Source organism: Microbacterium sp. NPDC055988 (assembly GCF_042269505.1).
In the GTDB taxonomy this organism is placed as follows: domain Bacteria; phylum Actinomycetota; class Actinomycetes; order Actinomycetales; family Microbacteriaceae; genus Microbacterium.
This window is the reverse complement of sequence record NZ_JBHJXY010000001.1, coordinates 2734485-2759529: the sequence shown is the minus strand read 5'-3', so window position 1 is coordinate 2759529 and position 25045 is coordinate 2734485. Positions and strand designations below refer to the sequence as shown.

23 protein-coding genes are annotated in these 25045 nt (G+C 67.6%); 12 read left to right on the top strand and 11 right to left on the bottom strand.

Features of this window, described 5'->3' with window-relative positions:
* The first annotated feature begins 72 nt into the window (after positions 1 to 72).
* Together ACFC14_RS13145 and ACFC14_RS13140 are read left to right on the top strand one after the other, a co-directional pair.
* Positions 73 to 1215 carry an acyltransferase family protein gene (locus tag ACFC14_RS13145; RefSeq protein WP_376105192.1) on the top strand — a complete coding sequence of 381 codons (1143 nt, stop codon included), beginning with the start codon at positions 73 to 75 and terminating at the stop codon, positions 1213 to 1215.
* On the top strand, positions 1212 to 2090 hold the full coding sequence (locus ACFC14_RS13140) for a serine hydrolase domain-containing protein (protein WP_376105189.1): 879 nt from the start codon (positions 1212 to 1214) through the stop codon (positions 2088 to 2090). Before ACFC14_RS13145 ends, ACFC14_RS13140 begins: the two co-directional genes overlap by 4 nt.
* A gap of 6 nt (positions 2091 to 2096) precedes the next feature.
* Here the strand turns inward: ACFC14_RS13140 and efeB are convergent, their stop codons facing one another.
* The 3 genes from efeB to efeU are packed head-to-tail and all read right to left on the bottom strand — an operon-like array spanning position 2097 to position 5613.
* Positions 2097 to 3401: an iron uptake transporter deferrochelatase/peroxidase subunit gene (efeB, locus tag ACFC14_RS13135; RefSeq protein ID WP_376105186.1), complete on the bottom strand. Its 1305-nt coding sequence runs from the start codon at positions 3399 to 3401 to the stop codon at positions 2097 to 2099.
* 38 nt (positions 3402 to 3439) lie between these two features.
* Positions 3440 to 4672 carry an iron uptake system protein EfeO gene (gene efeO / locus ACFC14_RS13130; RefSeq protein WP_376105183.1) on the bottom strand — a complete coding sequence of 411 codons (1233 nt, stop codon included), beginning with the start codon at positions 4670 to 4672 and terminating at the stop codon, positions 3440 to 3442.
* Positions 4669 to 5613 carry an iron uptake transporter permease EfeU gene (gene efeU / locus ACFC14_RS13125; protein WP_376105180.1) on the bottom strand — a complete coding sequence of 315 codons (945 nt, stop codon included), beginning with the start codon at positions 5611 to 5613 and terminating at the stop codon, positions 4669 to 4671. The genes efeO and efeU overlap by 4 nt, the downstream gene beginning before the upstream one ends.
* Before the next feature lie 169 nt (positions 5614 to 5782).
* Between efeU and ACFC14_RS13120 the strand changes: the two genes are divergently transcribed.
* On the top strand, positions 5783 to 6787 hold the full coding sequence (locus ACFC14_RS13120; RefSeq protein WP_376105177.1) for an isopenicillin N synthase family dioxygenase: 1005 nt from the start codon (positions 5783 to 5785) through the stop codon (positions 6785 to 6787).
* A gap of 15 nt (positions 6788 to 6802) precedes the next feature.
* Here ACFC14_RS13120 and ACFC14_RS13115 read toward each other — a convergent pair whose 3' ends face one another.
* A complete protein-coding gene (locus ACFC14_RS13115) occupies positions 6803 to 7468 on the bottom strand; it encodes a GntR family transcriptional regulator (protein WP_376105174.1) in 666 nt (221 codons plus the stop codon).
* Positions 7469 to 7486: 18 nt separating this feature from the next.
* Positions 7487 to 8953 carry a chlorohydrolase family protein gene (locus tag ACFC14_RS13110; RefSeq protein WP_376105171.1) on the bottom strand — a complete coding sequence of 489 codons (1467 nt, stop codon included), beginning with the start codon at positions 8951 to 8953 and terminating at the stop codon, positions 7487 to 7489.
* Positions 8954 to 9145: 192 nt separating this feature from the next.
* Here ACFC14_RS13110 and ACFC14_RS13105 point away from each other — a divergent pair, with 192 nt between their 5' ends.
* The 7 genes from ACFC14_RS13105 to ACFC14_RS13075 all read left to right on the top strand — a co-directional run bounded on the left by ACFC14_RS13105 (position 9146) and on the right by ACFC14_RS13075 (position 17435).
* Positions 9146 to 10159 (top strand): ABC transporter permease, encoded by a 1014-nt coding sequence (locus tag ACFC14_RS13105; protein ID WP_376105168.1) that lies wholly within the window; start codon positions 9146 to 9148, stop codon positions 10157 to 10159.
* A 46-nt stretch (positions 10160 to 10205) separates the two neighbouring features.
* Positions 10206 to 11930 (top strand): ABC transporter substrate-binding protein, encoded by a 1725-nt coding sequence (locus ACFC14_RS13100; RefSeq protein ID WP_376105165.1) that lies wholly within the window; start codon positions 10206 to 10208, stop codon positions 11928 to 11930.
* A 69-nt stretch (positions 11931 to 11999) separates the two neighbouring features.
* On the top strand, positions 12000 to 12998 hold the full coding sequence (locus ACFC14_RS13095; RefSeq protein WP_376105162.1) for an ABC transporter permease: 999 nt from the start codon (positions 12000 to 12002) through the stop codon (positions 12996 to 12998).
* On the top strand, positions 12998 to 14020 hold the full coding sequence (locus ACFC14_RS13090) for an ABC transporter ATP-binding protein (RefSeq protein ID WP_376105160.1): 1023 nt from the start codon (positions 12998 to 13000) through the stop codon (positions 14018 to 14020). Before ACFC14_RS13095 ends, ACFC14_RS13090 begins: the two co-directional genes overlap by 1 nt.
* Positions 14017 to 15048 carry an ABC transporter ATP-binding protein gene (locus ACFC14_RS13085; protein WP_376105157.1) on the top strand — a complete coding sequence of 344 codons (1032 nt, stop codon included), beginning with the start codon at positions 14017 to 14019 and terminating at the stop codon, positions 15046 to 15048. The genes ACFC14_RS13090 and ACFC14_RS13085 overlap by 4 nt, the downstream gene beginning before the upstream one ends.
* A complete protein-coding gene (locus ACFC14_RS13080) occupies positions 15035 to 16243 on the top strand; it encodes an amidohydrolase (RefSeq protein ID WP_376105154.1) in 1209 nt (402 codons plus the stop codon). The genes ACFC14_RS13085 and ACFC14_RS13080 overlap by 14 nt, the downstream gene beginning before the upstream one ends.
* Positions 16227 to 17435, top strand: coding sequence for an MFS transporter (locus tag ACFC14_RS13075; protein WP_376105151.1), 1209 nt, complete (start codon positions 16227 to 16229; stop codon positions 17433 to 17435). Before ACFC14_RS13080 ends, ACFC14_RS13075 begins: the two co-directional genes overlap by 17 nt.
* Positions 17436 to 17514: 79 nt before the next feature.
* Here ACFC14_RS13075 and rpsO read toward each other — a convergent pair whose 3' ends face one another.
* Positions 17515 to 17784 (bottom strand): 30S ribosomal protein S15, encoded by a 270-nt coding sequence (gene rpsO, locus ACFC14_RS13070; protein WP_005048780.1) that lies wholly within the window; start codon positions 17782 to 17784, stop codon positions 17515 to 17517.
* Between the two features lie 186 nt (positions 17785 to 17970).
* On the opposite strand from rpsO, the gene ACFC14_RS13065 reads away from it, so the two are divergent.
* On the top strand, positions 17971 to 19263 hold the full coding sequence (locus tag ACFC14_RS13065) for an MFS transporter (protein ID WP_376105148.1): 1293 nt from the start codon (positions 17971 to 17973) through the stop codon (positions 19261 to 19263).
* Positions 19264 to 19296: 33 nt separating this feature from the next.
* Here ACFC14_RS13065 and ACFC14_RS13060 read toward each other — a convergent pair whose 3' ends face one another.
* From ACFC14_RS13060 to ACFC14_RS13045, 4 genes are all read right to left on the bottom strand, one after another.
* Positions 19297 to 19851, bottom strand: a complete 555-nt coding sequence (locus ACFC14_RS13060; RefSeq protein WP_376105145.1) for a YceI family protein — start codon at positions 19849 to 19851, stop codon at positions 19297 to 19299.
* Between the two features lie 181 nt (positions 19852 to 20032).
* A complete protein-coding gene (locus ACFC14_RS13055; protein WP_136043684.1) occupies positions 20033 to 20401 on the bottom strand; it encodes an FKBP-type peptidyl-prolyl cis-trans isomerase in 369 nt (122 codons plus the stop codon).
* 206 nt (positions 20402 to 20607) lie between these two features.
* Complete coding sequence (locus ACFC14_RS13050; protein ID WP_376105142.1) at positions 20608 to 21288, bottom strand: alpha/beta fold hydrolase; 681 nt, start codon at positions 21286 to 21288, stop codon at positions 20608 to 20610.
* A gap of 39 nt (positions 21289 to 21327) precedes the next feature.
* Positions 21328 to 22557, bottom strand: a complete 1230-nt coding sequence (locus ACFC14_RS13045) for a PrsW family intramembrane metalloprotease (RefSeq protein WP_376105138.1) — start codon at positions 22555 to 22557, stop codon at positions 21328 to 21330.
* An 89-nt stretch (positions 22558 to 22646) separates the two neighbouring features.
* Here ACFC14_RS13045 and ACFC14_RS13040 point away from each other — a divergent pair, with 89 nt between their 5' ends.
* On the top strand, positions 22647 to 23516 hold the full coding sequence (locus tag ACFC14_RS13040; protein ID WP_376105135.1) for a fumarylacetoacetate hydrolase family protein: 870 nt from the start codon (positions 22647 to 22649) through the stop codon (positions 23514 to 23516).
* A 67-nt stretch (positions 23517 to 23583) separates the two neighbouring features.
* Here ACFC14_RS13040 and ACFC14_RS13035 read toward each other — a convergent pair whose 3' ends face one another.
* Complete coding sequence (locus tag ACFC14_RS13035) at positions 23584 to 25044, bottom strand: aspartate ammonia-lyase (protein WP_376105132.1); 1461 nt, start codon at positions 25042 to 25044, stop codon at positions 23584 to 23586.
* Between the last annotated feature and the right edge of the window lies 1 nt (position 25045).

Here is a 25045-nt window from a genome sequence, read left to right as displayed (position 1 = left end):
TTTCTATTCATTTGAATGTATATGTGTCAACGCGCTCATCGCAACTTTATTCCCGGCCTGTAGCCTCGAACGATGAGCAGTACCGGCGCCGACATCTCAGGGCCCACCACAGGATCGATCCCGCGAAAACGCCGGCGCGTGCCCTTCTGGGACAACGCGCGATACATCTGCATCGTCCTCGTCGTGCTCGGGCATGCGATCCAGCGACTCATCTACGATTCGGACATCGCCTTCGCCTTCTACCTGGCGCTGTACGCGTTCCACATGCCGGCGTTCGCGATCATCTCCGGCTACTTCTCCAAGTCGGGCACGCCCACCAAGACGCAGATGGCCCGGGTGATCACGGACATCATCCTCCCGTACGTGATCTTCGAGACCCTGTGGACGCTCACCAAGTGGCTCGTCGAGGGCGAGGCGACACCGAACTTCACGAAGCCGAGCTGGACCCTGTGGTTCCTGCTCGCGCTCGGCATCTTCCGGCTGGTGCTCCCCTATCTCGCACTGCTGCGCTGGCCGCTGCTGTGGACGGTCGTGATCTCGATCGGCTCCGGCTACCTTCCGAACGTCGACAGCACGTTCTCGTTGTCCCGCACTCTCGGCCTCCTGCCGTTCTTCGCGCTCGGCTGGTGGCTGCGCGAGCACGACATCGTCGATCGGCTCCGCCTGCTCGACTTCCGCCCCTGGTGGATCCGGGTCGCCGCCGTCGCGGTCTTCGCGGGGGTCGGCTGGGCGGCGTGGAACTGGCTGCCACTGTGGCAGGCCGTCGACCTGCGCCACTGGCTGTTCTACGAGGACTCGTACTCCGACCTGGTCGGCGACCAGTGGTGGGCCGGCGCGATCCGCATCGCCCTGATGCTGCTGGCGGTCCTGCTGTGCGCCGCCTTCTTCGCCCTGATCCCGCGCGGCTCGTACCGGTGGACCACGTTCGGCCAATACACGATGTACGTCTACCTTCTCCACTCGTTCGTGCTCTATCCGTTCCGCGAGACGGGCGCGCTGCGCGATCTGGAGCCGACGTGGATCTGGCTGCCGCTGGTGACGGCACTCTCCGTGGTCGTCGCACTGCTGCTGGCCACCAAGCCGGTGCGCTGGGTGTTCCGGCCACTCGTCGAGCCTCGCCCCCGCTGGCTCTTCGCCGACCCCGCGCTCACATCGCGTGAAGGACGCCGAAACGACCCGACCGGATCGCGACGACCGCGAGCCGACTCGCGATGACCGTCGCCGAGGCAGTCCGCGACCGCATCGTCGAGGCCGTGTCCACTTCCGGCTTCGACGCACACGGACTCCACGTGCGCATCGGAGCCGGCGACGCGGAATACCGCTGGACACCAGATGTGCGCGAGGACGTGCATTCGGTCGCCAAGGGCGTGTGCGTGCTCGCGGCCGCGATCGCCGCCGATGAGGGCGCGATCTCGTTCGATGTGCCCGTGGCCACGTACCTGCCCGACTTCGACCTCGGTGACGACGTCGACGCGGTCACCCTGCGCCACCTGCTCACGATGTCGAGCGGCATCGACCTGCCGTGGTCCGAGACGCTGATGACCGACTGGCCGGACCTCGCCCGCGAGTTCCTGAGTCGGCCGTCGCGCGGGCGGGTGTTCCAGTACTCGAACGCCAGCACCTACACCGCGATGACGGCACTCGCCGCTCGAGTCGGAGATGTGGGCGACTACCTGGATGCCCGATTCTTCCGTCCGCTCGGAATCGATGGCGCGACCTGGGCGCGGAGCCCGAACGGACGCATCGAAGCGGGCGGCGGGCTTTCTCTGAGAACGAGCGAGGTGGCGCGGATCGGGCTGCTGATCCGTGATCGCGGGAGATGGCAGGGGGAGCAACTGGTTTCACCGCAGTGGATCGATGCGATGCACGAGAACGGGGTCGTCGCCGGCCCGAACCCCGGCTACGATCGCTACGCCCTCGCCGGCTGGGGTGGTCCCGGCCGCGGGTGGCGGCTGCACGGCGCACACGGCCAGCTGCTGATCTTCCTCGACGACACGGTCGTGACCATCACCGCTGCCGACCACTTCGGCGCGGACGAGATGGCCGCCACGGTGGTCGACATCCTCGAGACCGCCCGACACGGGGTCTGAGCAGAGTCAGGCGAACAGCTGCGCGCCCACGTACGATCCGGGCGTCGCTCCTCGCGGCACGGCCCAGATCCCAGAACCGACGTGCCGGATGTACTCGTTCATCAGATCGGTCGACAGCCGCCTCTGCAGCGAGATGAACTGCGCGGGGTCGCGCTGGTACGACAGGAAGAAGAGTCCGGCGTCGAGGCGTCCGAGCTCGTTGTTGCCGTCGACATAGTTGTAGCCGCGGCGCAGGATCCGCACCCCGTCATTCTGCTCGGGGTGCGCCAGGCTCACGTGGCTGTTCGCGTCGATGGCACGACCGCGGAAATCGGGCGGGGTGAACTCATCTCCGCCCGAGAGCGGCGCACCCTCCCCCTTGTCACGTCCGATGATCGCGTCCTGCTCCGACAGGCGCACACGATCCCAGGTCTCGATCAGCATTGCGATCTTGCGGGCGACGAGGTACGAGCCTCCCGCGAGCCAGGCGGGTTCGTCCTCTTCAGAAACCCACACATGGTCGACGAGGGCCTCGGTGTCATCGGCGAGGATGTTCGCGGTGCCGTCCTTGAAGCCGAAGAGGTTGCGGGGCGTGGCCTGCGCGGCGGTCGTGCGCGAGGTCTTGCCGAATCCCAACTGCGACCAGCGCAGGCGCGCACGCCCGAAGGCGATACGACTGAGGTTGCGGATCGCGTGCACGGCGACCTGGGGGTCGTCGGCGCAGGCCTGGATGCAGAGGTCTCCGTGGGAGGCCTGCGGGTCGAGATCGTCGCCGAGGAATGGCGGGAGCCGTTCGAGGCCCGGTGGACGCCGCGCGGCTATCCCGTAGCGGTCGCCGTCTTCGTTCTCGAAGAGGCCGGGCCCGAACCCGAACGTGATCGTGAGGCCGGAGGCCGGGAGTCCCTGCGCCTCGCCGGTGTCGTCCGGCGGTGCTTCGGCGGGTCCGCCGACGGCTCCGCTCGCGCTGACCTCGAGTCCCTGCGACATGCGAGCCGCGGCGTACGACCAATCCTGCAGCAGCGAGATCAGATCGTCGCGATCGCTGCGCGGCATCATGTCGAAGCTCGCGAAATGCAGATGATCCTGCACCGGCGTGGTGATGCCGGCCTGGTGCGCCCCGAAGAACTCGTACGCCGAATGCGCGTCCTCCGCTGCGCGCGCCCGGCCCAGCGCCACTCCCCCGGCCAGGCCCGCGCCCGCCCCGACCGCAAGCCCGGCCACGCCACCGCCGATGGCGAGGCCGAGGAGTCCGCGTCTGCTCAGCCCGCCGGAAGCGGAGACCTCACCCGCCGATGAGGTGTCGGGCGAGGCCGCCGCTGCTGGTTCGTTCACGTCCGTGATGGTATCCGTTCGATTCCGCTCGACGCCGATCAGTCGAGGACGGTGCTGGTGAGCTGGGAGAGCGGCTCGGCCAGTGCGTTGATCAGGTCGGTGAACTCGCGCTTGTCGTCTTCGGTCAGTTCGGAATAGCCGACGAAGCCGTCCGTCAGTGAGCCGTGGGCGGCGAGAGACTCCTCGAGCGCGGCGTAGCCGCCCTCGATCTCCTCGACGAGTGCCTCACCGTCGTCGCCTTGTGCCGCAGCGAAGTCCTTCACCAGCGAGAACGCCATCTTCGAGCCTTCGACATTCGCCGCGAAGTCGTAGAGGTCGGTGCCCGACCACCAGTCCTCCTCGCCCGAGATCTTGCCCGTGGCGACCTCGTCGAGCAGTGCGATGGAGCCGTTCGAGATGCCTCCGATCCCCTGATCGTCGAGAGCCGTCGTGAAGTCGTCGGAATGCACATAGTCGTAGAGCTCCTGCACGTCGGCGAGCAGCAGGTCGCCGAAGTCGGCGCGCTCTGCCGGCGTCGACGGCGCCCAGTCCTGCCAGGCCGGGGTCTCACCATCGGCGTTGAGCGCGTCCTGCGCCGGCACCCACAGATCTTTCTCGATGCGGTGGAACCCCGTCCAGTCCAGGCCCTCGGCCACCGCGTCGACCTCGCGGTAGTCGATTCGCGGATCAAGGTCTCCGAGCGCCTCGGCGACCGGCTCGATGCGCTCGTAGAACGCACGGGTCAGCGGGAACTGCTCGCGGGCGGCCTCGTCATCTCCTGACTCGTACGCCGCGACGAACTCCTCGACGGCCGGGACGAGCTGGCCGACCTGGTCCTTGACGAACGCAGCGTAGAGGTCGACGGCCTGCTGCTTCTGCTCGGCATCGGGACCGTCGACGGCGACGCGGTCACCGGTGACGGTGAAGGCCGCCTTTCCGACACCGTCGCCGAGCATGCCGGGCTTGCACAGCGTGAAGTAGTCGCCGGGCTGTGCGACCACGGTCAGCGTGCGCGAGGCGGCCGGCGCGATGTTCTCCACCTCACCGACGATGCGCAGACCGTCCTCGGCCAGCAGGTAGAACTCCGAGACCTGATCCGTGTCGTTCTTCACGTCGAAGGTGAGAGTTCCGCTCTTCGCCGTCGCCGCCGAGACCGCGCAGTCGCCATCGGTCGACGAGACGTCGAACGCGGCACCTGCCGCGACATCGCTCTTCGCGACGCAGCCGCTCAGGACGAGGACGGCAGCGCCTGCGGCGGCCAGTGCCCCCAGGACACGATGAGAGGTGGTCATACTGCTCCTTGTGGTGAGAGAGGGGTCGTGTCGGATTCGGGCTCGGTCGAAGCGCGGGGCTCCGGCGCACGGCGCGAGCGGAGACCGCGGACGTACAGCGAACCGACGATGAGGATGTAGAGAGTCCAGGCGATGACCTGCAGCCAGGTCATCGCCGGCATGAAGCCGACAGTGGCCTGCAGCACAGCGGCGAGCGCACCGCTCGGTGCGATGGCGGACGACACGTCGAACGCCCAGCCGAACGGGAACGCCGCCCACCCGATCGCGACCGCCCCGGTGGCGGGATCGAGCGGCGCCACGCTGGTGAACGGGCCGGGTAGGGCGCCGGCCTCCTGGAGATCCATCAGAGCATAGGCGAGAACACCCGCGGCGACGATGACCAGGAAGCCGCCGGTCCAGGCGAAGAAGCGGCGCAGGTCGAGCTTCACGGCCCCGCGCGAGATGAGCCAGCCGATGATGACGGCGGCCGCGAGCCCGAGCAGAGCGCCGAGGAGAGCGGACGGCGCGTCGCCGAAGGCCTGCACCATCGACCAGAGGAGGAGCGTCGTCTCGATACCCTCACGCGCGACCGACACGAAGCCGATCGCGATCAACGCCCAGAGTCCGCCGACCGTGAGCGCACGATCGATGCCACCCTCCAGCGTCGCCTTCATGGTGCGTCCGGCACGCTGCATCCAGAAGATCATCCACGTGACCATCGCGACGGCGAGCAGCGAGAGCCCGCCGCCGATCAACTCCTGCGCCTCGAAAGTGAGCTCGTAGGCGCCGAAGGTGAGCACGGCACCGATACCCAGGGCCAGGACGATGGCGAGGCCGACACCGACCCACATCTTCGGCAGGGCGTCCTTCCGGCCGAGGCGGCGGAGGTAGGCGACGAGGATGCCGACGACGAGCGCGGCTTCCAGACCTTCACGGAGGCCGATGAGAAAAGTGGCGAGCACGGAGACGATTTCTTTAGCGACGACTGAGGTAAGGCAGCCCTTACCTCAAGGACTCTAGCACCGCGTTCGCATCATTCCGGAACACCGAATGCCGCCCACCGGTGACCCCGGACGGTAACGCGGCGCAACAGTCGCCCTCCCGCCCCGAAAGCCGACATACCCTCGGTCCATGGCTGAACTCTCGCTCCCCATCCTCGACCTGTCCCAGCTCGATGAAGGCCCGGAGGCCGCCGCACGATTCCGCGACGACCTGAGGGCGGCGACGCACGACGTCGGCTTCTTCTACCTCACCGGCACAGGCATCTCCCCCGAGCTCGAGGCGCGCCTGCACCGCGCCGCCCTCGACTTCTTCGCGCTCCCCGAGGCCGACAAGCTCGCCATCGAGAACGTCAACAGCCCGCACTTCCGCGGCTACACCCGCATCGGCGGCGAGCGGACCCAGGGTCAGGTCGACTGGCGCGAGCAGATCGACATCGGACCCGAGCGCGAGCCCGTCGAGGGCGGTCCGGCGTTCAACCGTCTCGTCGGGCCCAACCTGTGGCCCGCGGCACAGCCGGAGCTGCAGGAGGTCGTCGCCGAATGGCACGCGACCCTGTCCGACGTCGCCCAGCGTCTCCTGCGGGAGTGGGCACAGACGCTCGGAGCCGATGAGACCTACTTCGACGATCACTTCGGTGAGCCCTCGACGCTCATCAAGATCGTCCGCTACCCGGGAACCCACGAACCCGAGCCGCAGCAGGGCGTCGGGGCGCACAAGGACTCGGGCGTCCTCACACTCCTCTGGGTCGAACCCGGCAAGGGCGGCCTGCAGGTCGAACGCGATGGCACCTGGGTCGATGCGCCGCCGGTGCCCGGTGCCTTCGTCGTGAACATCGGCGAGCTGCTGGAGTACGCCACCGGCGGATACCTCAAGGCGACGAACCACCGCGTCGTGTCGCCGAAGGCTCCGAACGACCGGATCTCGATCCCGTTCTTCTTCAACCCCGCACTCGACCAGCGCCTTCCGCTGATCGACCTTCCCCCCGAGCTCGCAGCGGAGGCGAAGGGCGTGACGAAGGATCCGAACAATCCGATCCATGCCCTCTACGGGGAGAACGCCCTCAAGTCGCGCCTGCGCGCTCACCCCGACGTCGCCGCGATCCACCACGCCGACCTCGTGGGTGCCACTGCCTGACCCGAACGACCGTCGCTACCAGTCGAGCGCCCGCGCGAGAGCTTCGATGATGGGTTCGCGCCCCTGGTCGATGTGCGCGTAGGCCTGCGCAGCCGCCACCTCGCCGCGCCCGGCGACGATGGCGTCGAGCAGCTGCTGATGCTCCACCGCGTGCTCCTGCTCGCGCGTGGCGTGCGTGATCCCGAAGATCCACTGCATCCGGCCGAGCATGGGCAGCAGACTGCGTTCGAGGATGCGATTCCCGGAGAGGCGCACGATCTCGAGGTGGAACCCGAGATTCGATTCCCCCAACTCCGCCGTCTCCCCCGGAGCGAGCGCACGCTCGAGGAGCTCGCGCAACCGGTCAGCGCTCGCCGCTCCCGAGTGGACACGCTGCGCGGCATGGCGCGTGGCATAGGGCTCGATGCACAGCCGCGCGTCATACAGCTCCTCAACGTCTGCCCTGGTCACCGGCGTCACACTCGCTCCCTTGTTGCGGGTCGTGACGACGAAACCTTCCACCTCCAGCCGCTGGAGCGCCTGCCGGACGGGGACGCGGGACACCTCGAACCGCTCCGACAGATCCCGCTCCTTCAGCCAGGATCCCGGTGTGAGCTCGCCGATGATGATCCTGCGCAGCACGCCGCGATAGACACGCTCGGCGAGGGCGGATCCGTCGGTGATCATGCTGTCGGAACTCATCGCGGAACCTCTCGGGTGTCAGGCATGAAGGGGGTAGACCGGAGGGAAGAGCTCGTCCGTCGTTCCGCTCAGATGGTCGCGCCCAGTGTAGGCGTTCCGCATCCGTGCGAAGAGGATCTGCGTGTCGGCGCGGATCGCGTCGAGGTCGATCCCGTCGACCCTCCCGTCTCGCATGACGACCCGACCGGCGACCATCGTCAGACACGCATCGCGCGCCGTGCCGTTGAGAACCAGGGTGCGCAGCGGGTCATCGACGGCGCCCATCCGCACGTCGTCCAGCCGGAACGCCGTCAGATCGGCCTGGGCGCCGAGGGCGATTCGACCGAGATCCGGCCGATGAAGCGCCTGAGCCCCTCCGAGCGTCACCGCGTCGACATAACCCGCGAGGTCGCCGGCAGCCAGACTGCCGTTCTGCACCTTCGCGACCGACACCCCCGTGTCGATGCCCCGGACGAGGTCGGGCGGGAACGAATCCGTACCGAGCGCGAAGTTCACTCCGGCCTGCCGATAGCGCTGGAACGTCTCCAGCTCGGATCCGTAGCGGGCGTTCGTCAGCGGGCAGTGCACGATCGACACCCCGGCATCGACCAGTCGGGCGAGGTCGCCTCGGTCTTCGCCGTGCACCCGCGGGTTCACGTCGAGGAAGACGCCGTGCGGCACGATGAGGCGATCGTTCAGCAGGCCCATCTTGTCGATGAACTCGAGCGGAGTGCAGCCGTGGGCATGGAGGACGAGCTCGCGCTCGACCTCGCCCTGCAGCGCATGCAGCCGGACGATCGCGCCGCGCTCGGCAGCCGCCGCTGCGGTCGCGGCAAGCAGCGCAGGAGTCAAGGTCTCGATGCGGCAGGGCAGGAAGACCGGGGTCAGCAGCGGATCGTCGAGTGCAGCGAGTTCGTCGTGGAATCGGACGGCGTCGGCGAACCCGACCTCACCCTCCTCGGGAGCGAACCGCACCACGCGTTCGCCCGACGCCGTCACGACGTTCACGCCAGACCGATAGGACGGACCGAGGAAGCCGCGCAGCCCGAGCTTCCGCGAGAAGTCCGCCATCCGGTGAAGGTCGGTCGCCGACTCAGCCCACGCCGAGTGCACCTCCGAGGCGATGGGCATGTACGAGGTGATGCCGTGCAGCGCGAGCTGGACGAGAGCTATCTCCCGCACTCGCGCGCGTTCTTCCTCGTCGAACACATGCCGTCGACGATCGAAATAGCCTTCTGACCACTGCAGTCGCGCCGACTGCTCGCGGGTACCCCATGCGTCCAGGATCAGGTGGTCGATGTCCGTGAGCGCGTCCAGGTCGATGAGCCCGGGCATCAGCAGGCTCTCCCCGAGGTCAATGCGGTCATCGACGTTCGACGGCGCCTCCTCGGCCGGACCGGCATAGGCGATCACATCGTCCTCGACGATCACGGCCCCCTGCCGAAGTTCTGCATGTGAGGTGCCGTCGAACACCAGGACGTGGTCGGCGGTGAGCAGTGTGCGCATGAGAGCCCCGATGATCTGAGATGCGGTTTGGTATCCAAAAACTATCTCACGCGCCTACTCCTCTCAACCGCCGCTCTTGAATCCGCCCACTAAATCAGCGCTGTATTGACGTCTTGAGGATTTGGTATCCCAAGTTGGCCGATGCTGGTATACAATTCTGAGCACCCGCTCCCCGAGCCATCAAGGAAGATCGTGACGGACACCCAGACGCTGACCCCGAAGACGGAGGCGCTGCCCACCGCGCCGCCGAAGATCGCGACCGGACGCTCGCTCCTCGGGACGGCGTGGCTGCGCATCCGTCGGAGTCCGGTCGCACTCGCCTCCTTCGGGGTCGTCGTGGCGATCGTGCTCTTCGCCCTGCTCGCCCCCGTGCTGGTCGCGATCGAGGGGCAGGATCCGTTCACCACGAACACCGGGCCCGAAGTGCTCGACAACTTCAACACCCCCGGCCTGCCGCTCCCCGCGTACATGTACCCGTCCGTGGAGCACTGGCTCGGGGTCGAGCCAGGACTCGGACGCGACATCTTCGCGCGCATCGCCTACGGAGCGCAGGTCTCGCTGCTGATCGCCCTGCTGTCTACCGTGGTCTCGGTCGTCCTCGGCACCGTGCTCGGCGCCGCTGCCGGCTACTTCGGTGGCAAGGTCGACATGGTCATCAGCCGCATCATCGATCTGTTCCTCGCGTTCCCGCATCTTCTCCTGGTGCTCTCGCTCACCCCGATCCTGCAGTCGCGGCTGCGGGACACCCCGCTCGGTCAGGGCAGCTTCGTCCCCATCGCGTCCCTCGTGCTGATCCTCGGCTTCTTCGGCTGGGCGTACCTGGCTCGAGTCGTGCGTGGCCAGGTGCTGAGCATCCGCGAACAGGAGTACATCGAGGCGGCTAAGTCCTACGGAGCCTCGCACCGGACCATCATCTTCCGTCAGGTGATCCCGAACGTGCTCGGGGTCGTGCTCGTGTACGCGACCATGATGATCCCCGCGAACATCTCCGCCGAAGCCGCACTGTCGTTCCTCGGCGTCGGCGTGAAGGACCCGACGCCCTCCTGGGGCCAGATGCTCAACGCCGCTCAGGCGGGCAACTGGTACCTCAGCGACCCCTGGTTCCTGATCGTGCCCGGCACCGCGCTCATCATCACGGTGCTCGCCTTCAACCTGCTCGGCGACGCCGTGCGCGACGCGCTCGATCCCAAGGCCTCCCGCAGCTGACCTTCCCCGACCCGACATCCCGACCCCCACCGAAAGAGAACGCGTCATGAGACACCGCAGTCCCCTGCTCGCCGCTGCGACCGTGGCCATCGCCCTGGTCGTCACCGGTTGCACCAGCGTCACCGCACAGAACGGGCAATCCGCCCCCACCGGCTCGAAGGACCCGTATGCCGCGCACATCGTGCAGCCGGGCTTCGACGAGGCCGGCGGCAACGTCAACGTCCTGATGTCGAGCGACTTCATGACCCTCGACCCCGGCAACAGCAACTACGTGCAGACCGCGAACGTCGGCCAGCTCTACTACCGCACGCTCACGATGGCGAAGGAGACGGCCGGAGAGCCGCCCACGATCGTCGGCGATCTTGCGACCGACACGGGCACCGCCTCGGAGGACGGCCTCACCTGGACCTACACCCTCAAGGACGGGTTGAAGTACGAGGACGGCACGCCCATCACCGCCGCCGACGTCAAATACGGCATCGCCCGCACGTTCGCACGCGACGTCTTCACCCAGGCGCCGCAGGAGTTGAACTCTGCTCTCGACGCCGATGACTACAAGGGCCCGTACTCGGGCGGCGGCGAGCTGACGGCCGTCGAGACCCCCGACGACAAGACGGTGATCTTCCATCTGAAGCAGCCGAACCCCGACTTCGCCGCACTCGTGTCGCGTTCCAACACGGCGCCGGTCCCGCAGGCGAAGGACACGATGCTCGACTACACGAACCACCCGATCTCTTCGGGCCCGTACATGATCTCCAGCTACGACCGCGGCCGGGAGCTGAAGCTCGTGCGCAATCCCTCCTGGGACCCCGCGACCGATGAGACCCGCACCGCCCTCCCGGACACCTTCACGTTCTCCCTCTCGACCGCGCAGGCGACCATCAGCCAGCAGCTGATCTCCGACGCCGACCCGACCGCGATCACACTCGACTCGAACGGCGCCCTGCAGGCCTCGGACACGTCACGACTGACCGAGTCGTCCGTCGCCGACCGCACCGCTTCCGGACTGCTCGGCTGCACCGACGTGCTGAACTTCAACACCGAGACCATCACCGACCCCGACGTGCGCCACGCGCTCGCCTTGGCGATGGACCGCGCAGCGATCCAGGTGCAGTACGGTGGTGCGCGCTTCGGCAAGCTCACCAACTCGTACCTGAACGACTCTCAGGTCGGTTACGTCGCCGAGGCCACCGACCTCGACGTCGACGGCGCCCCTCAGCTCGACGCCGCGAAGAAGCTGCTCGAGGGCAAGGACGTTCCGGCCTCGCTCACGTACGGCTACTCGAACGCGATCGACCGGTACAAGAACCTCGGCACCGTGCTCCAGCAGAACTTCACCGAGCTCGGCATCGATCTGCAGCTCGTGCCGATCCCGGCGGCGAACTACTACACGGTGCTCGCCAGCGACGAGATGCCCGACATCGCCCGCGCCGGCTGGTGCGGTGGTGCGGCCTCCGGATCCACCCGGACCACGGTCGACCCCAACATCGGGCCGAGCCTCGACGGAACCACATACGGCTTCAGCAACATCTCCCGCTTCTACGACGACAAGCTCTCCGGCGACATGTACGAGCTGCGCAACACCAACGGCACCTCCGAAGAGCTGAACACCCAGTGGGCAGAGCTCTACAACGAGGCGATGGAGTCCTACCCGCTGGTGCCGCTCATCCGCACCTTCACCAACAGCGTCGTGGGCTCGAAGATCCACAACGCCCAGGTGGGGTACTTCTTCGGAAGCATCGACCTGTCCACCATCGGCGTCGAGCAGTAACGCCCGACACGACACCTCCGGAAAGGACGGGGCCGACCGCTTGGTCGGTCGGCCCCGTACGGGACAGCAATGTTCGGATTCATCGTCCGCCGCGTGACCGCGCTGGTCATCCTCCTGCTCGTCGTGAGCTTCGTGACGTTCGCCCTGTTCCAGATCGGCCCGGCAGACCCTGCGGCAGCCGCCTGTGGCCAGGAGTGCACCCCTGACCGCATCGACCAGGCGCGCGTCGCTCTCGGCATGGACAAGCCGTTCCTGGTGCAGTACTTCACCTACCTCAGTGGATTCTTCAGCGACCGGCTCATCGGAGCCCCCGGCGCCGAGCAGGTGTGCGCCTGGCCCTGCCTGGGCAAGTCGTTCCAGACGAACGAGAACGTCACCGACGTCATCGTCCGGGCGCTCCCCTACACGATCTCCATCGCCGTCGGCGCTGTCGTGCTGTGGACCGTGGTCGGCGTCGGCCTCGGACTCCTCGCCGCGCTCCGCAAGGGCAGGGCGACGGACAAGATCATCGTCGGCGCCGCATCCGTGGGCGTTTCGCTCCCCGTCCCCGTCACCGGGCTGCTGCTCCTGCTCGTGTTCGTGAGCGCACTGCACTGGCTGCCGTTCACGAGCAATCAGATCTCCTCCCCATTCGGCCCCGCCGGACCTGGGGCGTGGTTCACGAACTACCTGCTCCCCTGGGTCGCGCTGGCCATCCTCTTCAGTGCGCAGTACATCCGCATCACGCGGAACAACATGATCGAGACCTTCGGCGAGGACTACATGCGCACGGCGCGTGCGAAGGGTCTGAGTCCCGGACGCATCACGACCCACGGAGTCCGCGCCGGCATCACTCCGATCATCACCATGCTGGGCCTGGACATCGGCGCCCTGCTCGGCGGTGCTGTGCTGACGGAGCAGATCTTCTCCGTCCCGGGTCTCGGGTTCACCGCGGTGCGGGCAGCCACCTCGGGAGACCTGCCGGTCACCATGGCGATCACGATGCTCGCCGCCTTCTTCATCATCACCGCGAACGTCATCGTCGACCTCGTGTATGCGAGCGTCGACCCGAGAGTGAGAGTCAACTGATGACCACGCCGATCCTCGACATCCGCGATCTGCGGGTGACCTTCCCCACCGACGACGGTCTGGTCAATGCCGTGAACGGCATGGACCTCGTCGTGCAGCGCGGAGAGACCGTCGGCATCGTCGGCGAGTCCGGCTCCGGGAAGACGGTGACCAGTCAGACCCTGATGGGGCTCCTCAAGGGCACCAGCGCCCGGGTCACCGGAGAGGTCCTCTTCGACGGCACGGACCTGGTGCCGCTCAGCGAGAGCGAGATGCGCCCGTATCGTGGTCGCAAGATCGGGATGATCTTCCAGGATCCGCTCTCGGCCATGCACCCGTTCTACACCGTGGGTCGGCAGATCTCCGAGGCGTATCGCGTGCACAACCGAGTGAGCGCGAAAGCCGCGAAGGCCCAGGCGATCGAGATGCTGAACCGCGTCGGCATCCCCGACCCGGTGGCACGATACGACTCGTACCCTCACGAGTTCTCCGGCGGCATGCGGCAGCGGGCGATGATCGCGATGGCCCTCATCTGCGAACCGGAGCTCCTGATCGCCGACGAGCCGACCACGGCGCTCGACGTCACGGTGCAGGCGCAGATCCTCGATCTGATCGGATCGCTCCAGGCGGAGACCGGTTCCGCCGTGATCTTCGTCACGCACGATCTAGGCGTCGTCGCCGAGGTCTGCCGGCGCGTCGTCGTCATGTACGGCGGCCAGTGCGTGGAAGAGGCCGGCGTGCACGACCTGTTCTTCCGGACCGCGCACCCCTACGCCCAGGGCCTGCTCGCATCCATGCCCTCGATGGTCGACGAAGCAGGGCGCCTCACGCCCATCCCCGGCTTCCCGCCCTCGCTGCTCGAGCTCCCACAGGGCTGCCTCTTCGCCGATCGCTGCCCCGTCGCAGCGCTCGTCCCGGACGACAGATGCCGCACCGAGCGCCCCGGCCTCACGGTGGTCGGCACCGACCACCGTGCCCGCTGCCACCTGACGGACATCGACGTCACGACTCCCACGCTCGATCTGCAGGAGGTGGCCCGATGAGCGAACCGCTGCTGAGCGTCGAGAACCTCGCCAAGCATTTCAGCGTCAGCAAGGGGTTCCTGCGCGGTTCCTCGCAGGTGAAAGCGGTGGACGGGGTCTCCTTCACGCTCGAACGCGGATCGACACTGGGCTTGGTCGGTGAATCCGGCTGCGGCAAGTCCACCACCGGACGGCTGCTGATGCGCCTGCTCACTCCCACGTCGGGGAGGATCCTGCTGGACGGCGCCGACGTGTCGCAGTTACGCGGAGCGGACCTGCAGCAGTTCCGGCGCCGCGTGCAGATGGTGTTTCAGAACCCCTCCTCGTCGTTGAACCCGCGGCAGAGCGTCGGTGCGGCGATCGCGGCTCCCCTTCAGGCCCAGGGCATCACCCCCAAGGAGGGTATGAAGAACCGCGTCGCGGCTCTGATGGACAGGGTGGGCCTGCGGCCGGAGCACTACAACCGATTCCCGCATGAGTTCTCGGGTGGACAGAAGCAGCGTGTCGGCATCGCGAGGGCGCTCGCTCTGGAGCCCGACGTCGTGGTCTGCGACGAGCCGGTATCAGCCCTCGACGTCTCGGTTCAGGCGCAGGTCATCAACCTGCTGCAGGACATCCAGGCCGACACCGGCATCTCCTACGTGTTCATCGCGCACGACCTGTCGGTCGTCAAGCACTTCGCCGACGAGGTCGCCGTCATGTACCTCGGGCGCATCATGGAGCACGGCACCAGGGACGCGGTGTTCGGCACTCCACAGCACCCGTACACGCAGTCGCTGCTGTCCTCCGTTCCGAGCCCCGATCCCACAGCCGATCGCAGTCGGCGCATCCGTCTCGTCGGCGACCTGCCCCATCCGTCGAACCCGCCCAGCGGGTGCGTGTTCCGCACGAGGTGCCCGGTGCTGCCCCTTCTCGACGAAGACAGGCGCCGGCAGTGCGTGGATCAGGTTCCCACCGGCGACGCCGCGTGCCATCATCTCGCTGAAGCCGCCGACCTCGCGTCGCGGCTCGGCTCCCCCGAAGAAAGGAAAGTCCATGCTGATTCGTGACGTGCGCCCCTGGGGCGGCTCCGCCTCCGATGTCCTGATCGAGGACGGGCGCATCACCCGGATCCTCCCTCATGAAGAGGCGCCCGCGTCCGGCAATGACGTCGACGGACGTGGCCGGCTTCTGCTGCCCTCCTTCAGCGACGTGCACGTGCACCTGGATTCGACCCGGATCGGACTGCCGTTCCGTGAGCACACCGGCGCTCCCGGGGTCTGGGGCATGATGATGAACGACCGCGAGAACTGGCGCAACGCGGAGATCGACCTTCCCACGCGGGTGGCCGGCACCCTCGAGCGCATGATCGCGCGGGGCACGACCCGCGTGCGCTCCTATGCGCAGGTCGACGTCGACTGCAAGCTCGAGAAGTTCGACGCGGTGATCGCGGCGAAGGAGAAGTTCGCCGCGCACGCCGACGTCCAGGTCATGACCTTCCCCCAGGCCGGCATCCTTCGCGAAGAAGGGACGGTCGAGTACTTGGAGGAGTCCCTCAAGCAGGGCGCGGACGTGATCGGCGGCATCGATCCGTCACAGCTCGACCGTGACCCCGCCAAGCACCTGGACATCGTGTTCGGTCTCGCCGAGAAGTATCAGGTCGAGGTCGACATCCACCTGCACGAACCCGGTGCGCTCGGGGTGTTCAGCACCGAGCTCGTGATGGAACGAACACGTGCGCTCGGCATGCAGGGCAAGGTGACGATGTCGCACGCGTACGAACTCGGTTCGGTGAGCGAGGCCACCAGCCGTCGTCTGATCGAGGAGTTCGCCGAGCTCGACATCTCGATGGCCACGGTCGCCCCGTCGACCAGCAACCAGCTCTCGCTGGTGCAGCTCGTCGAGGCCGGAGTGCGGATCGGGCTCGGTCAGGATGGCCAGCGCGACTATTGGAGCCCGTACGGCAACACAGACATGCTCGACCGCACCTGGCAGCTGGCCTTCACCAACGGTTTCCGCCGCGACGACCACATCGAGATGGCTCTCGCCGTCGCGACGATGGGTGGCGCGAGCATCATGTCCGCCTCGTCTCCGCGCCTCAAGGGGGTCGACGACCGACCAGGCCTGGCTGTCGGCGACCGGGCCGATCTGGTCCTGGTCGACGGCGAGACGCCCACCAGCGCGGTGATGGACCGAGGAGTCGACCGACTCGTCATGCACGACGGCCGTGTGGTCGCCGATGGCCTTCGTGTCCTCGCGCTCTGAGCGTCGAGGCAGCGAGTTCCGCGATCGCGCGGTCGGGCTCGGCGCAGCCCTGCTGATCGGGCTCAACCTGCGTCCGGCGATCACCTCGGTCGCCGCTCTGCTCGAGCCGACGAGGGCGGCGTTCGACCTCGCACCGGTGCAGCTGAACCTCCTGGCGACGCTGCCGGTGATCGCCTTCGGGATCAGTGCGCCGGTCGGGCCGCTGCTCGCCCGCCGTCTCGGCGTGACCAGGGCGCTGATCTGGAGCATGGTGGCGCTCGCCGGGGCGCTCGCGCTGCGGGTCGCCGTTCCCGGGGGCATGCTCGCGGGGACCTTCCTCGCCGGGGTATCGATCATGGCTGCAGGGACCCTGCTCCCGCAGTACCTGAAGTCCCTTCGGGCGGGCGGACTCTGGATCGGCCTGAGCAGCATGTCGTTCAGCGCAGGCGCCGCGCTCGGGGCGGGACTCGCCGTGCCGCTGAGCCAGGCGGTCGGCGGGCCCGCCGTGGCACTCGGGCTCTGGGCCGTGCCGGCTCTGATCGCCGCGGGCGCCATGGTCGGCGTGGCACTGCGCTCGGATGCTCCTCCGCCCTCTTCGTCTCGGATGACGTTGCCCCGGTCGGCCCGTCCGACCGTCGCACTGATCACCGCGATGTTCGGCCTGCAGGCCATGCTCTTCTTCGCAGTGGCCTCGTGGCTCCCCCGCATCCTCGGAGATCGCGGTGTGGACGCGCAGACCGCCGGCTGGCTGCTCGCACTGACCAGCGTCGCGGGCCTCGTGCCGACACTCGTCGCGCCGATCCTCGCTCGACGCCGCCGCGTGCTGCTCTGGTTCGGTCCGGGCCTCGGCATCGTGATGCTGGCGGCGTTCGTCTGGCTCGCTTCCGGCGACGAGTCGTACATCGCGATCACCGTCGTGCTCGGCGCCGTGCAGAGCGCGACGTTCGGGCTCTCGCTCGCGCTCATCGTGATGCTCGCCGCGAACGAGGCCTCGGCGGGCGTGCTGTCAGCTGTGGCGCAGGGCATCGGCTACGCCTTCGCCGGCGCGGGGAGTCTTCTCGTCGGGGTCCTGCACGACCTCACCGCCGGCTGGACGGCGAGCCTCGTGTTCATGATCGTGTGCGCCGCGGCGCTCGCCCTCGTCGTGGGGTTCGTGATCCGCTGCCGCCCGGTCGACCTGCAGGTGCCGTCAGTGGTGCCCGCCCGCCCCTGAGCACGACGAAGGCCGCCCCACACCGTGGGGCGGCCTTCTCAAGAATGTTCTGCGCGATTGAACGCAGGATCGCCTTGCTTTATCGACGCAGGCCGAGACGCTCGATGAGCGACCGGTAGCGGTTGATGTCGATGTCCTGCAGGTAACCCAGCAGGCGACGGCGCTGACCGACGAGCAGGAACAGACCACGACGCGAGTGGTGGTCGTGCTTGTGCTCCTTGAGGTGCTCGGTGAGGTCCTTGATGCGCTGCGTCAGCATTGCGACCTGCACCTCGGGGGATCCGGTGTCACCGGGGTGCGTCGCGTACTCTTCGATGATCGCCTTCTTGACGTCTGCTTCCAGTGCCATAGATTCGATCCCCTCTCTGCTTGTTGCGCGGCGCCCGACGCCTGATGCGAGGGCTCTCTTTATCCGCGGCCGATCGAACGGCAACCTGAAGAGTCTACCAGCCGAGGGCTCCCCCGCGTGACAACGCCGAGGCCGAGGCCCGATCGTGGTCAACTAGGCTCGAACGGTGCAGAAGAAGATCGACGAGTGAGCGGCCGACGCGGTCACCTGATCGACCTCGCTCCGCTCAAGACCAGTCCCGCCTTCGCGCGGATGTGGATCGGATCGACCCTCGCCGGCATCGGCGGCCAGTTGACGATCGTCACCGTGATGCTGCATGTGTTCGTGCTCACCGAGAGTACGTTCGCCGTCTCGATGATCGCGGTCGCCGGACTCATCCCCATGATCCTCGCCGGGCTGTACGGCGGGATGCTCGCGGACGCCTTCGACCGGCGCCGGGTGGCCCTGATCGCGGCGACCATCACGTTCGCATCGACCGCACTGCTCGCCGCGCTCACCTGGACCGGCACCGAGACGATCTGGTGGCTGTACGCACTCAGCATGATCAACTCCGCCGCGAACTCTGTGGGCATGGCCACGCGCACGGCGATCGTGCCGCGCCTCATTCCCCGAGAGCAGCTGGCCGCGGCATCCGCACTCAACGGAGTCGCCTTCGGCCTCACGGTCATGGCAGGACCCGCGCTGGCCGGCTTGCTCGTGGCCCTCACCGGCTATGGCTGGACCTACACGATCGACGTCGTACTGATGCTGTCGATGTTCCTCGGCCTGTGGACGCTCCCGGTGCTGCGGCCGGAGGGCGAGATCGTGCGCCCCGGGCTGGAGTCGCTCGTCGACGGCTGGCGATTCCTGCGCAGGGCGGGCAACATCCGGATGCAGTACATCATCGACATCATCGCGATGACGTTCGGGCAGCCCCTCGTGCTCTTCCCCGCCCTCGGCACCGTCCTCCTGGGCGGTGGTGCCGTGACGACTGGAATCCTCACGGCGGCCGTCGCGGTCGGAACCTTCGCGTCCAGCATGTTCTCCGGCCGCGTCGTTCAGTACCGGTGGCACGGACGCGGCATCGCGCGGGCTGTCGAGGCCTACGGTGCATCGATCCTGCTCTTCGGTGTGGTGCTGCTGATCGGGGCGTTCTCCGCGCCCGCCGGCGAAGACGCCCCGAACATCGGCCTGATCGTCGGCGCTTGCGTGGCGCTCGCACTCTCGGGCGCGTCCGACAACGTCAGCTCGATCTACCGCAACACGATGATGCAGGCGGCGGTGCCCGATGCGATGCGCGGACGACTGCAGGGCCTGTTCGTCGTGGTCGTGGCCGGTGGCCCGCGGGTCGGAGCCCTCTACGCCGGCACGCTCGCCACGTTGACCACTCTGTGGTTCCCCCCGCTGCTCGGCGGGGTCCTGGTGATCGCCCTCGTCGCGATGCTCTCGCGCCGCAACCGCCGCTTCCACGACTACGACGCAGAGAACCCCGAGCCCTGACGGGCCCGGGGTTCGAGGAACCGCCTGACGGGATCAGTCCTGCTGCAGCGCGCCCTGCAGGTCGAGGTTGATCGTGATGTCCTTGCCCACGAGCACGCCACCGGTCTCGAGTGCGGCGTTCCAGGTGAGACCGAAGTCCTCGCGGTTGATGACGGTCTTCGCGGAAGCGCCCGCCTTGTAGTTGCCATACGGGTCGGTGCCGAAGCCGCCGAAGTCGAGCTCGAAGCTGACCGGCTTGGTGATGCCGCGGATGGTGAGGTCGCCGTCGACGAAGAGCTCGTCGCCCTTGACGCGCGCGCCGGTGGAGACGAACTCCATCGTCGGGAAGTTCTCGCTGTCGAAGAAGTCCGCGGAGCGCAGGTGGGCGTCGCGGCCCTCGTCGTTCGTGTCGACCGAGGTGACGTCGACAGAAGCCTCGACCTTGGCCTCGAGCGGGTTCTCGGGCGCGATCAGGGTCGCGTTCTTGACGCCGAAGGTGCCGCGCACCTTGGAGATCATCATGTGGCGGACGCTGAACGTCACCTCGCTGTGCGAGGGGTCGAGCACCCAGGTGCCGGGACGGTAGCCGGGAATGTCGATGCTGGTCATGGTTTCTCCTCCGGAGACATCTGCCGCTGATGCGGCTTCGGACAGGGGCCGCGTTCGCCGCGACCTCTGTGACAACTTACATTCATTCGCATATATTCCCCTGAATGCGGATGTTCTTCCGATATGCAGCAGAGACGCCCCTCCTCCGAAGAGGAAGGGCGTCTGTGCGTGCGGGCCGGACTCAGCCGACGGCGACGAGATCGATGATGAAGATCAGCGTCTTGCCGGAGAGGAAATGGCCGCCGCCGACCGGGCCGTAGGCCAGGTGCGGCGGGATGATCAGCTCACGGCGTCCGCCGACCTTCATCCCGGGGATGCCGTCCTGCCAGCCCTGGATCAGTCCGCGCAGCGGGAACTGGATCGTCTCACCACGGCCCCAGGACGAGTCGAACTCCTCGCCGGATTCGAACTCGACACCGGCGTAGTGGACGGTCACGGTGTCACCGGGCTTCGCCTCGGCTCCGTCACCCTCGATGATGTCGCGGATGACGAGCTCCGCGGGAGCGGGGGCGCTGGGGGCATCGAACTCAGGCTTTGTGCGATCAGTCATGCCTCCATCAAACCCGAGCCCGCGGGAGGGGTCAACGATTGCACCTGCTCACAGCGAACACTTCGAAAGGGTGCACCGACAACAGCCTCTTGACACCCTCCGTGGTCGGGTGCACCCTGATTACAGATCAACTCAGCGCCCGGGAGACTCGCAGGCATCGCCGCAGCACCGGGCGCTGAGTCTTGTCACAGCAGGCTCCGTCCTCGTCACTCGAGGTAGCCGACGAGCTGTTCCGCGACCTCGATCGGCCTGCTCAGCATCGCGCAGTGCCCGCCCGGAACTTCGTCCGCGACGACCCCGAGACGCTCTCGGGCGAGCTCGCGGAGAAAGCTCCGCGGGAAGAAGCGATCGTCCGTGAACACGACGAATCGCGTCGGCACAGCCGGCCAGTCCCTCCGCGGCCACGGCGCTTCCATGGCCGCGGCGGACGGATGGGCGCGCTCCCGCCGCAGGGCTTCGTCCGCCAACTCCCGCGGCACGTCGTTGTAGAAGCTCACATACGGGTCGTCGTTGCCGGTCAGCCCGCCGTCGACCGCCGCCTGTGCTTCGGCGGCAGCGAGGTAGCCGGAATCGGACCACCACCGCTCCGGGGGCTCGCCCGGAGCAGGGATCATCCCCGCGACCAGCACGAGCAGGTCGGCGGACAGCCGCTCGGCGACCAAGGGCGCCGTGAACGCCCCGAACGAGTGACCGACCACGACGACATCGCCGCGCTGCCCCACGTCCGCCACCACGGAGTCCGCGTAGTCCTCGAGAGTGAGGCACTCGTCATCGGCGGGGAGATCGGGCGCGACGACCTCGTGTCCGCGCGCGACGAGTTCTGCGGCGACGAGATGCCAGGACCACCCGACGTCTCCCCCACCGTGGATCAGGACGAATGTGCTCATGCGACCGCCTTCCTCCCGACGAGTATCGCGGAGCGGAGGTCAGTAGGCCAGCAGGGCCGCCCTGGCGGCGCGAGTGCGGACCAGCAGCGCGCGCTCATCCTCGACGGCGAGCGGGTCGCGACCCGTGATCGCCCGCTGACGGACCGCGGCCAGCGCGGTCGCGTCCTTGATGAACTCCTGCATGATCGGTCGCCGGTCGCCGCGAAGACCTCGTGCCCAGTTGAGACCGGCCTTGCGTCCACTCGGTGTGGCAAGCATCGTGACCTCTTCGGGCGTGAACCAACCGGCATTCGCATACTCGGCGAGCCGCGCACGAGTGAGGCGCGCCTCCTCGCGGCGGAGGGCGACGATCCCGAGGATGAAGCCGATGAAGAGCGGCACCTGCAGGGTGAAGTACAGCCCGAAGAAGTCCGCGAAGGTCGCGGAACCGTTCCAGAGCGCGTGCAGGAGAACTGCTCCGAGCATTCCGAGCAGGCCGGCGCCGATCGCGGAACTCGCGGATCCGTGGCGACGCGCGACCAGTCCGATGGCGAAGCCGGTCACCGCGGTGAACATGGCGTGCGCGAACGGCGAGAGGATCGCGCGCACGGCGAATGTGACGGTGAGCTGCTCGCCGCCTCCCTCGATCAGGCTGAGCGCGAAGTACTGGATGTTCTCGGTGAAGGCGAACCCCGCACCCACGAGCGCTCCGTACACGACACCATCCACCGGGCCGTCGAACGCACGCCGGGCGAGCAGGAAGATCAGGAAGATCCCGAGCCCCTTCCAGAACTCTTCGACGATCGGCGCCTGCACGACCGCCGTGAAGGCATCGGACGTGACGCCGAGGAGGATCGTCAGCCCCACGTCGACGAGAAGCGTCAGCCCTGCAGCTGCGACGGCACCCCAGGCGACCGCGAAGAACACGAGGCGCTTCGGTTCGGGCTCCCAACGGTCGATCATCCGGACGCCGAGGAACACGACCGTGAGGGGGATGAGGGCGAGCACCAGCCCGACGACCGAGGCGAACACTCCGAGCGCCCACCCGAAGTAGCCCACCAGAGCGAGCAGCAGGAAGCCGAGGAAACCGAAGAGCCAGAGGGAGATCGTGCGTCCCTTGCGTGTCGGCACGGGCAGCGCGGGCAGCGACTCGGCCGGCGACGGCGCGACCGGCGCGGGAGGCGTGTACGGCGTCGGCTGCGCCAGGGGTGAGGCATACGACGCCTGCCGCGAGGGCGGCGGCATGTACGGCGAGGGCTGCTGCGGCGGCGGGGGTCCTCCGAAACTCATAGCCAAAGCTTATGGGGAACAAACCAGGCGGCCCGGGTATGGCTGAGTCCTCCACCCGCTCGCCGTGCGCCAGCCGGTAGCGTAGAACCATGCGGTTCGCTCACCTGCGCCGTCCTGACTCCCCCCGCGCCGTTCTCGCGGTGGTGCAGGACTCGGACGCCATCCTCGTCTCTGATCTCCTGAACGACCCCCCTGCCACGCTGCAGCAGCTGATCGAGGGAGGAGACGCCCTGCTCGAGCGACTGCGTGCTGCGCTGGCCGCAGGAGACGCGGTGCGCCATCCCCTGGGCGACTGGGCGTTCTCCTCCGCCGTGATCGCTCCCCCTGCCGTGCTCGCCGTCGGACTCAACTATGCGGCGCACTCCAGCGAGCTGGGCCTGAAGACCGATGCCGCGCCGACCGTGTTCACGCTGTGGCCGAACTCGCTCACGGGACACGAGCAGACCACGTCGTGGCCGCGGTCCCTCAGCGAGGCGGTCGACTACGAGGCCGAGCTCGGTGTGCTCATCGGCACCCCCGCCAAAGACGTCAGCGAAGCGGATGCGCTCTCGTACGTCTGGGGCTACACCGTGGTCAACGACATCACCGCCAGGAACATCCAGTTCTCCGAGGCCCAGTGGTCGCGCTGCAAGTCGTTCGACGGCTTCACTCCGACCGGACCGTTCGCCGTGACCGCCGATGAGGTCGCCGACCCGCAGGATCTGCACATCTGGGCTGTCGTGGACGGCCACACCGTTCAGGACGCCAGCACGGACCAGATGGTGCGCTCCGTCGCGAAACTGATCGCGCACCTCTCGCAGTCCCTCACGCTGCTGCCCGGAACCCTCATCTCGACCGGAAGCCCCGGCGGCGCCGGCTATTCGCGGGATCCGCAGATCTTCCTGCGCGATCACTCCACCGTGACCGTCGGCATCGACGGCATCGGCGAGCTCACGACGCACTGCCGCATCATCGACTGAGCAGTTCTACGCACGAAGAGGGGGATGGATGCCGCGGCATCCATCCCCCTCTCGCGTTCGCAGCCGGTCAGACCTCGATGCGGTCCTCCGGCGAGATCACCGGGATCGCCGCGGTGATCGTCTCGAGTCCGGACAGACGCGCAGGCGAGAGCTGCTTGACGACCTCGTCGCGCGACATCAGACCGGCCTCGACGACCAGGTCCGCGACGCTCCGGTTCGTCAGGAGCGCAGTTTTCGCGAGCGCCGCGGCTGCCGCGTATCCGATGAAGGGCGTCAGGGCGGTGATGACGCCGACCGATGCTCCGACCATCGCGCCGAGACGATCGCGGTTGGCGGTGATGCCGTCGACGCAGTTGACGCGCAGCGTCCACATCGCCTGGCGCATCCACGTGATCGACTGGAAGATCGAGTGTGCGATGACCGGCTCGAACGCGTTCAGCTGCAGCTGACCCGCCTCGGCGGCCATCGTCACCGTCATGTCGGCACCCGCGACCGCGAAGGCCACCTGATTCACGACCTCGGGGATGACCGGGTTCACCTTGCCGGGCATGATGCTGGAACCCGCCTGCATCGCCGGCAGGTTGATCTCGCCGAAGCCCGCCTGCGGGCCGGAGGAGAGCAGACGGAGGTCGTTGCAGATCTTCGACAGCTTCATCGCGTTGCGCTTGAGGGTCGAGGAGAACGACATGAACGAGCCGGTGTCGCTGGTGGCCTCCACCAGGTCGCCGGCAGTGCGGAGGTCGAGCGAGGTGATCTCACGCAGGTGCTTGAGCACGGCGGGCGCGTAGCCGGGGTGCGTGGTGATGCCGGTGCCGATCGCCGTGGCGCCCATGTTGATCTCGAACATGAGCGAGGCGTTCTCGGTCAGCCGCGTGTGGTCGTAGCCGAGGGTCGTGGCGAAGCCGTTGAACTCCTGGCCGAGCGTCATCGGCACGGCGTCCTGCAGCTGGGTGCGTCCGACCTTCAGCACGTCGTGGAACTCGCGGGACTTGCCGAGGAACGACAGTCGCAGCAGGTCGAGCTCCTCGAGCAGCGAGCGCAGCGTCAGCGACAGGCCGATCTTCACGGCGGTCGGGTAGACGTCGTTGGTGGACTGGCTGCGGTTGGTGTGGTCGATCGGCGAGAGGAACGCGTAGTCCCCCTTGTCGCGGCCGGCCAGCTCGAGCGCGATGTTGGTGATGACCTCGTTCGCGTTCATGTTGGTCGAGGTTCCGGCGCCGCCCTGGATGACGCCTACCGTGAACTGCTCGTGGAACTCGCCGTCGATCACGCGCTGCGCCGCACGGTCGATCAGGTCGGCACGCTCGTGATCCAACACGCCGATCTCGCGATTCGCCCGCGCGCTCGCCTGCTTCACCATGGCCAGGCCGACCACGAGGTCGGGGTAGACCGAGATGGGCCGTTTCGTGATCGGGAAGTTCGCGTCGGCGCGGGCGGTGTGGATCCCCCAGTACGCGTCGACGGGAATCTCCATGCTCCCGAGCGAATCGGTCTCGGTGCGGGTCGGGGTAGGCGCGGCAGAAGCCATG

Bases quoted from the DNA above. Each gene is read 5' to 3' on its own strand.
- ACFC14_RS13145 (WP_376105192.1), top strand. From the start codon at position 73: ATGAGCAGTACCGGCGCCGACATCTCAGGGCCCACCACAGGATCGATC.
- ACFC14_RS13140 (WP_376105189.1), top strand. From the start codon at position 1,212: ATGACCGTCGCCGAGGCAGTCCGCGACCGCATCGTCGAGGCCGTGTCC.
- efeO (WP_376105183.1), bottom strand. From the start codon at position 4,672: ATGACCACCTCTCATCGTGTCCTGGGGGCACTGGCCGCCGCAGGCGCT.
- ACFC14_RS13120 (WP_376105177.1), top strand. From the start codon at position 5,783: ATGGCTGAACTCTCGCTCCCCATCCTCGACCTGTCCCAGCTCGATGAA.
- ACFC14_RS13115 (WP_376105174.1), bottom strand. From the start codon at position 7,468: ATGAGTTCCGACAGCATGATCACCGACGGATCCGCCCTCGCCGAGCGT.
- ACFC14_RS13110 (WP_376105171.1), bottom strand. From the start codon at position 8,953: ATGCGCACACTGCTCACCGCCGACCACGTCCTGGTGTTCGACGGCACC.
- ACFC14_RS13100 (WP_376105165.1), top strand. From the start codon at position 10,206: ATGAGACACCGCAGTCCCCTGCTCGCCGCTGCGACCGTGGCCATCGCC.
- ACFC14_RS13095 (WP_376105162.1), top strand. From the start codon at position 12,000: ATGTTCGGATTCATCGTCCGCCGCGTGACCGCGCTGGTCATCCTCCTG.
- ACFC14_RS13090 (WP_376105160.1), top strand. From the start codon at position 12,998: ATGACCACGCCGATCCTCGACATCCGCGATCTGCGGGTGACCTTCCCC.
- ACFC14_RS13085 (WP_376105157.1), top strand. From the start codon at position 14,017: ATGAGCGAACCGCTGCTGAGCGTCGAGAACCTCGCCAAGCATTTCAGC.
- ACFC14_RS13080 (WP_376105154.1), top strand. From the start codon at position 15,035: ATGCTGATTCGTGACGTGCGCCCCTGGGGCGGCTCCGCCTCCGATGTC.
- rpsO (WP_005048780.1), bottom strand. From the start codon at position 17,784: ATGGCACTGGAAGCAGACGTCAAGAAGGCGATCATCGAAGAGTACGCG.
- ACFC14_RS13060 (WP_376105145.1), bottom strand. From the start codon at position 19,851: ATGACCAGCATCGACATTCCCGGCTACCGTCCCGGCACCTGGGTGCTC.
- ACFC14_RS13055 (WP_136043684.1), bottom strand. From the start codon at position 20,401: ATGACTGATCGCACAAAGCCTGAGTTCGATGCCCCCAGCGCCCCCGCT.
- ACFC14_RS13050 (WP_376105142.1), bottom strand. From the start codon at position 21,288: ATGAGCACATTCGTCCTGATCCACGGTGGGGGAGACGTCGGGTGGTCC.
- ACFC14_RS13045 (WP_376105138.1), bottom strand. From the start codon at position 22,557: ATGAGTTTCGGAGGACCCCCGCCGCCGCAGCAGCCCTCGCCGTACATG.
- ACFC14_RS13040 (WP_376105135.1), top strand. From the start codon at position 22,647: ATGCGGTTCGCTCACCTGCGCCGTCCTGACTCCCCCCGCGCCGTTCTC.
- ACFC14_RS13035 (WP_376105132.1), bottom strand. From the start codon at position 25,044: ATGGCTTCTGCCGCGCCTACCCCGACCCGCACCGAGACCGATTCGCTC.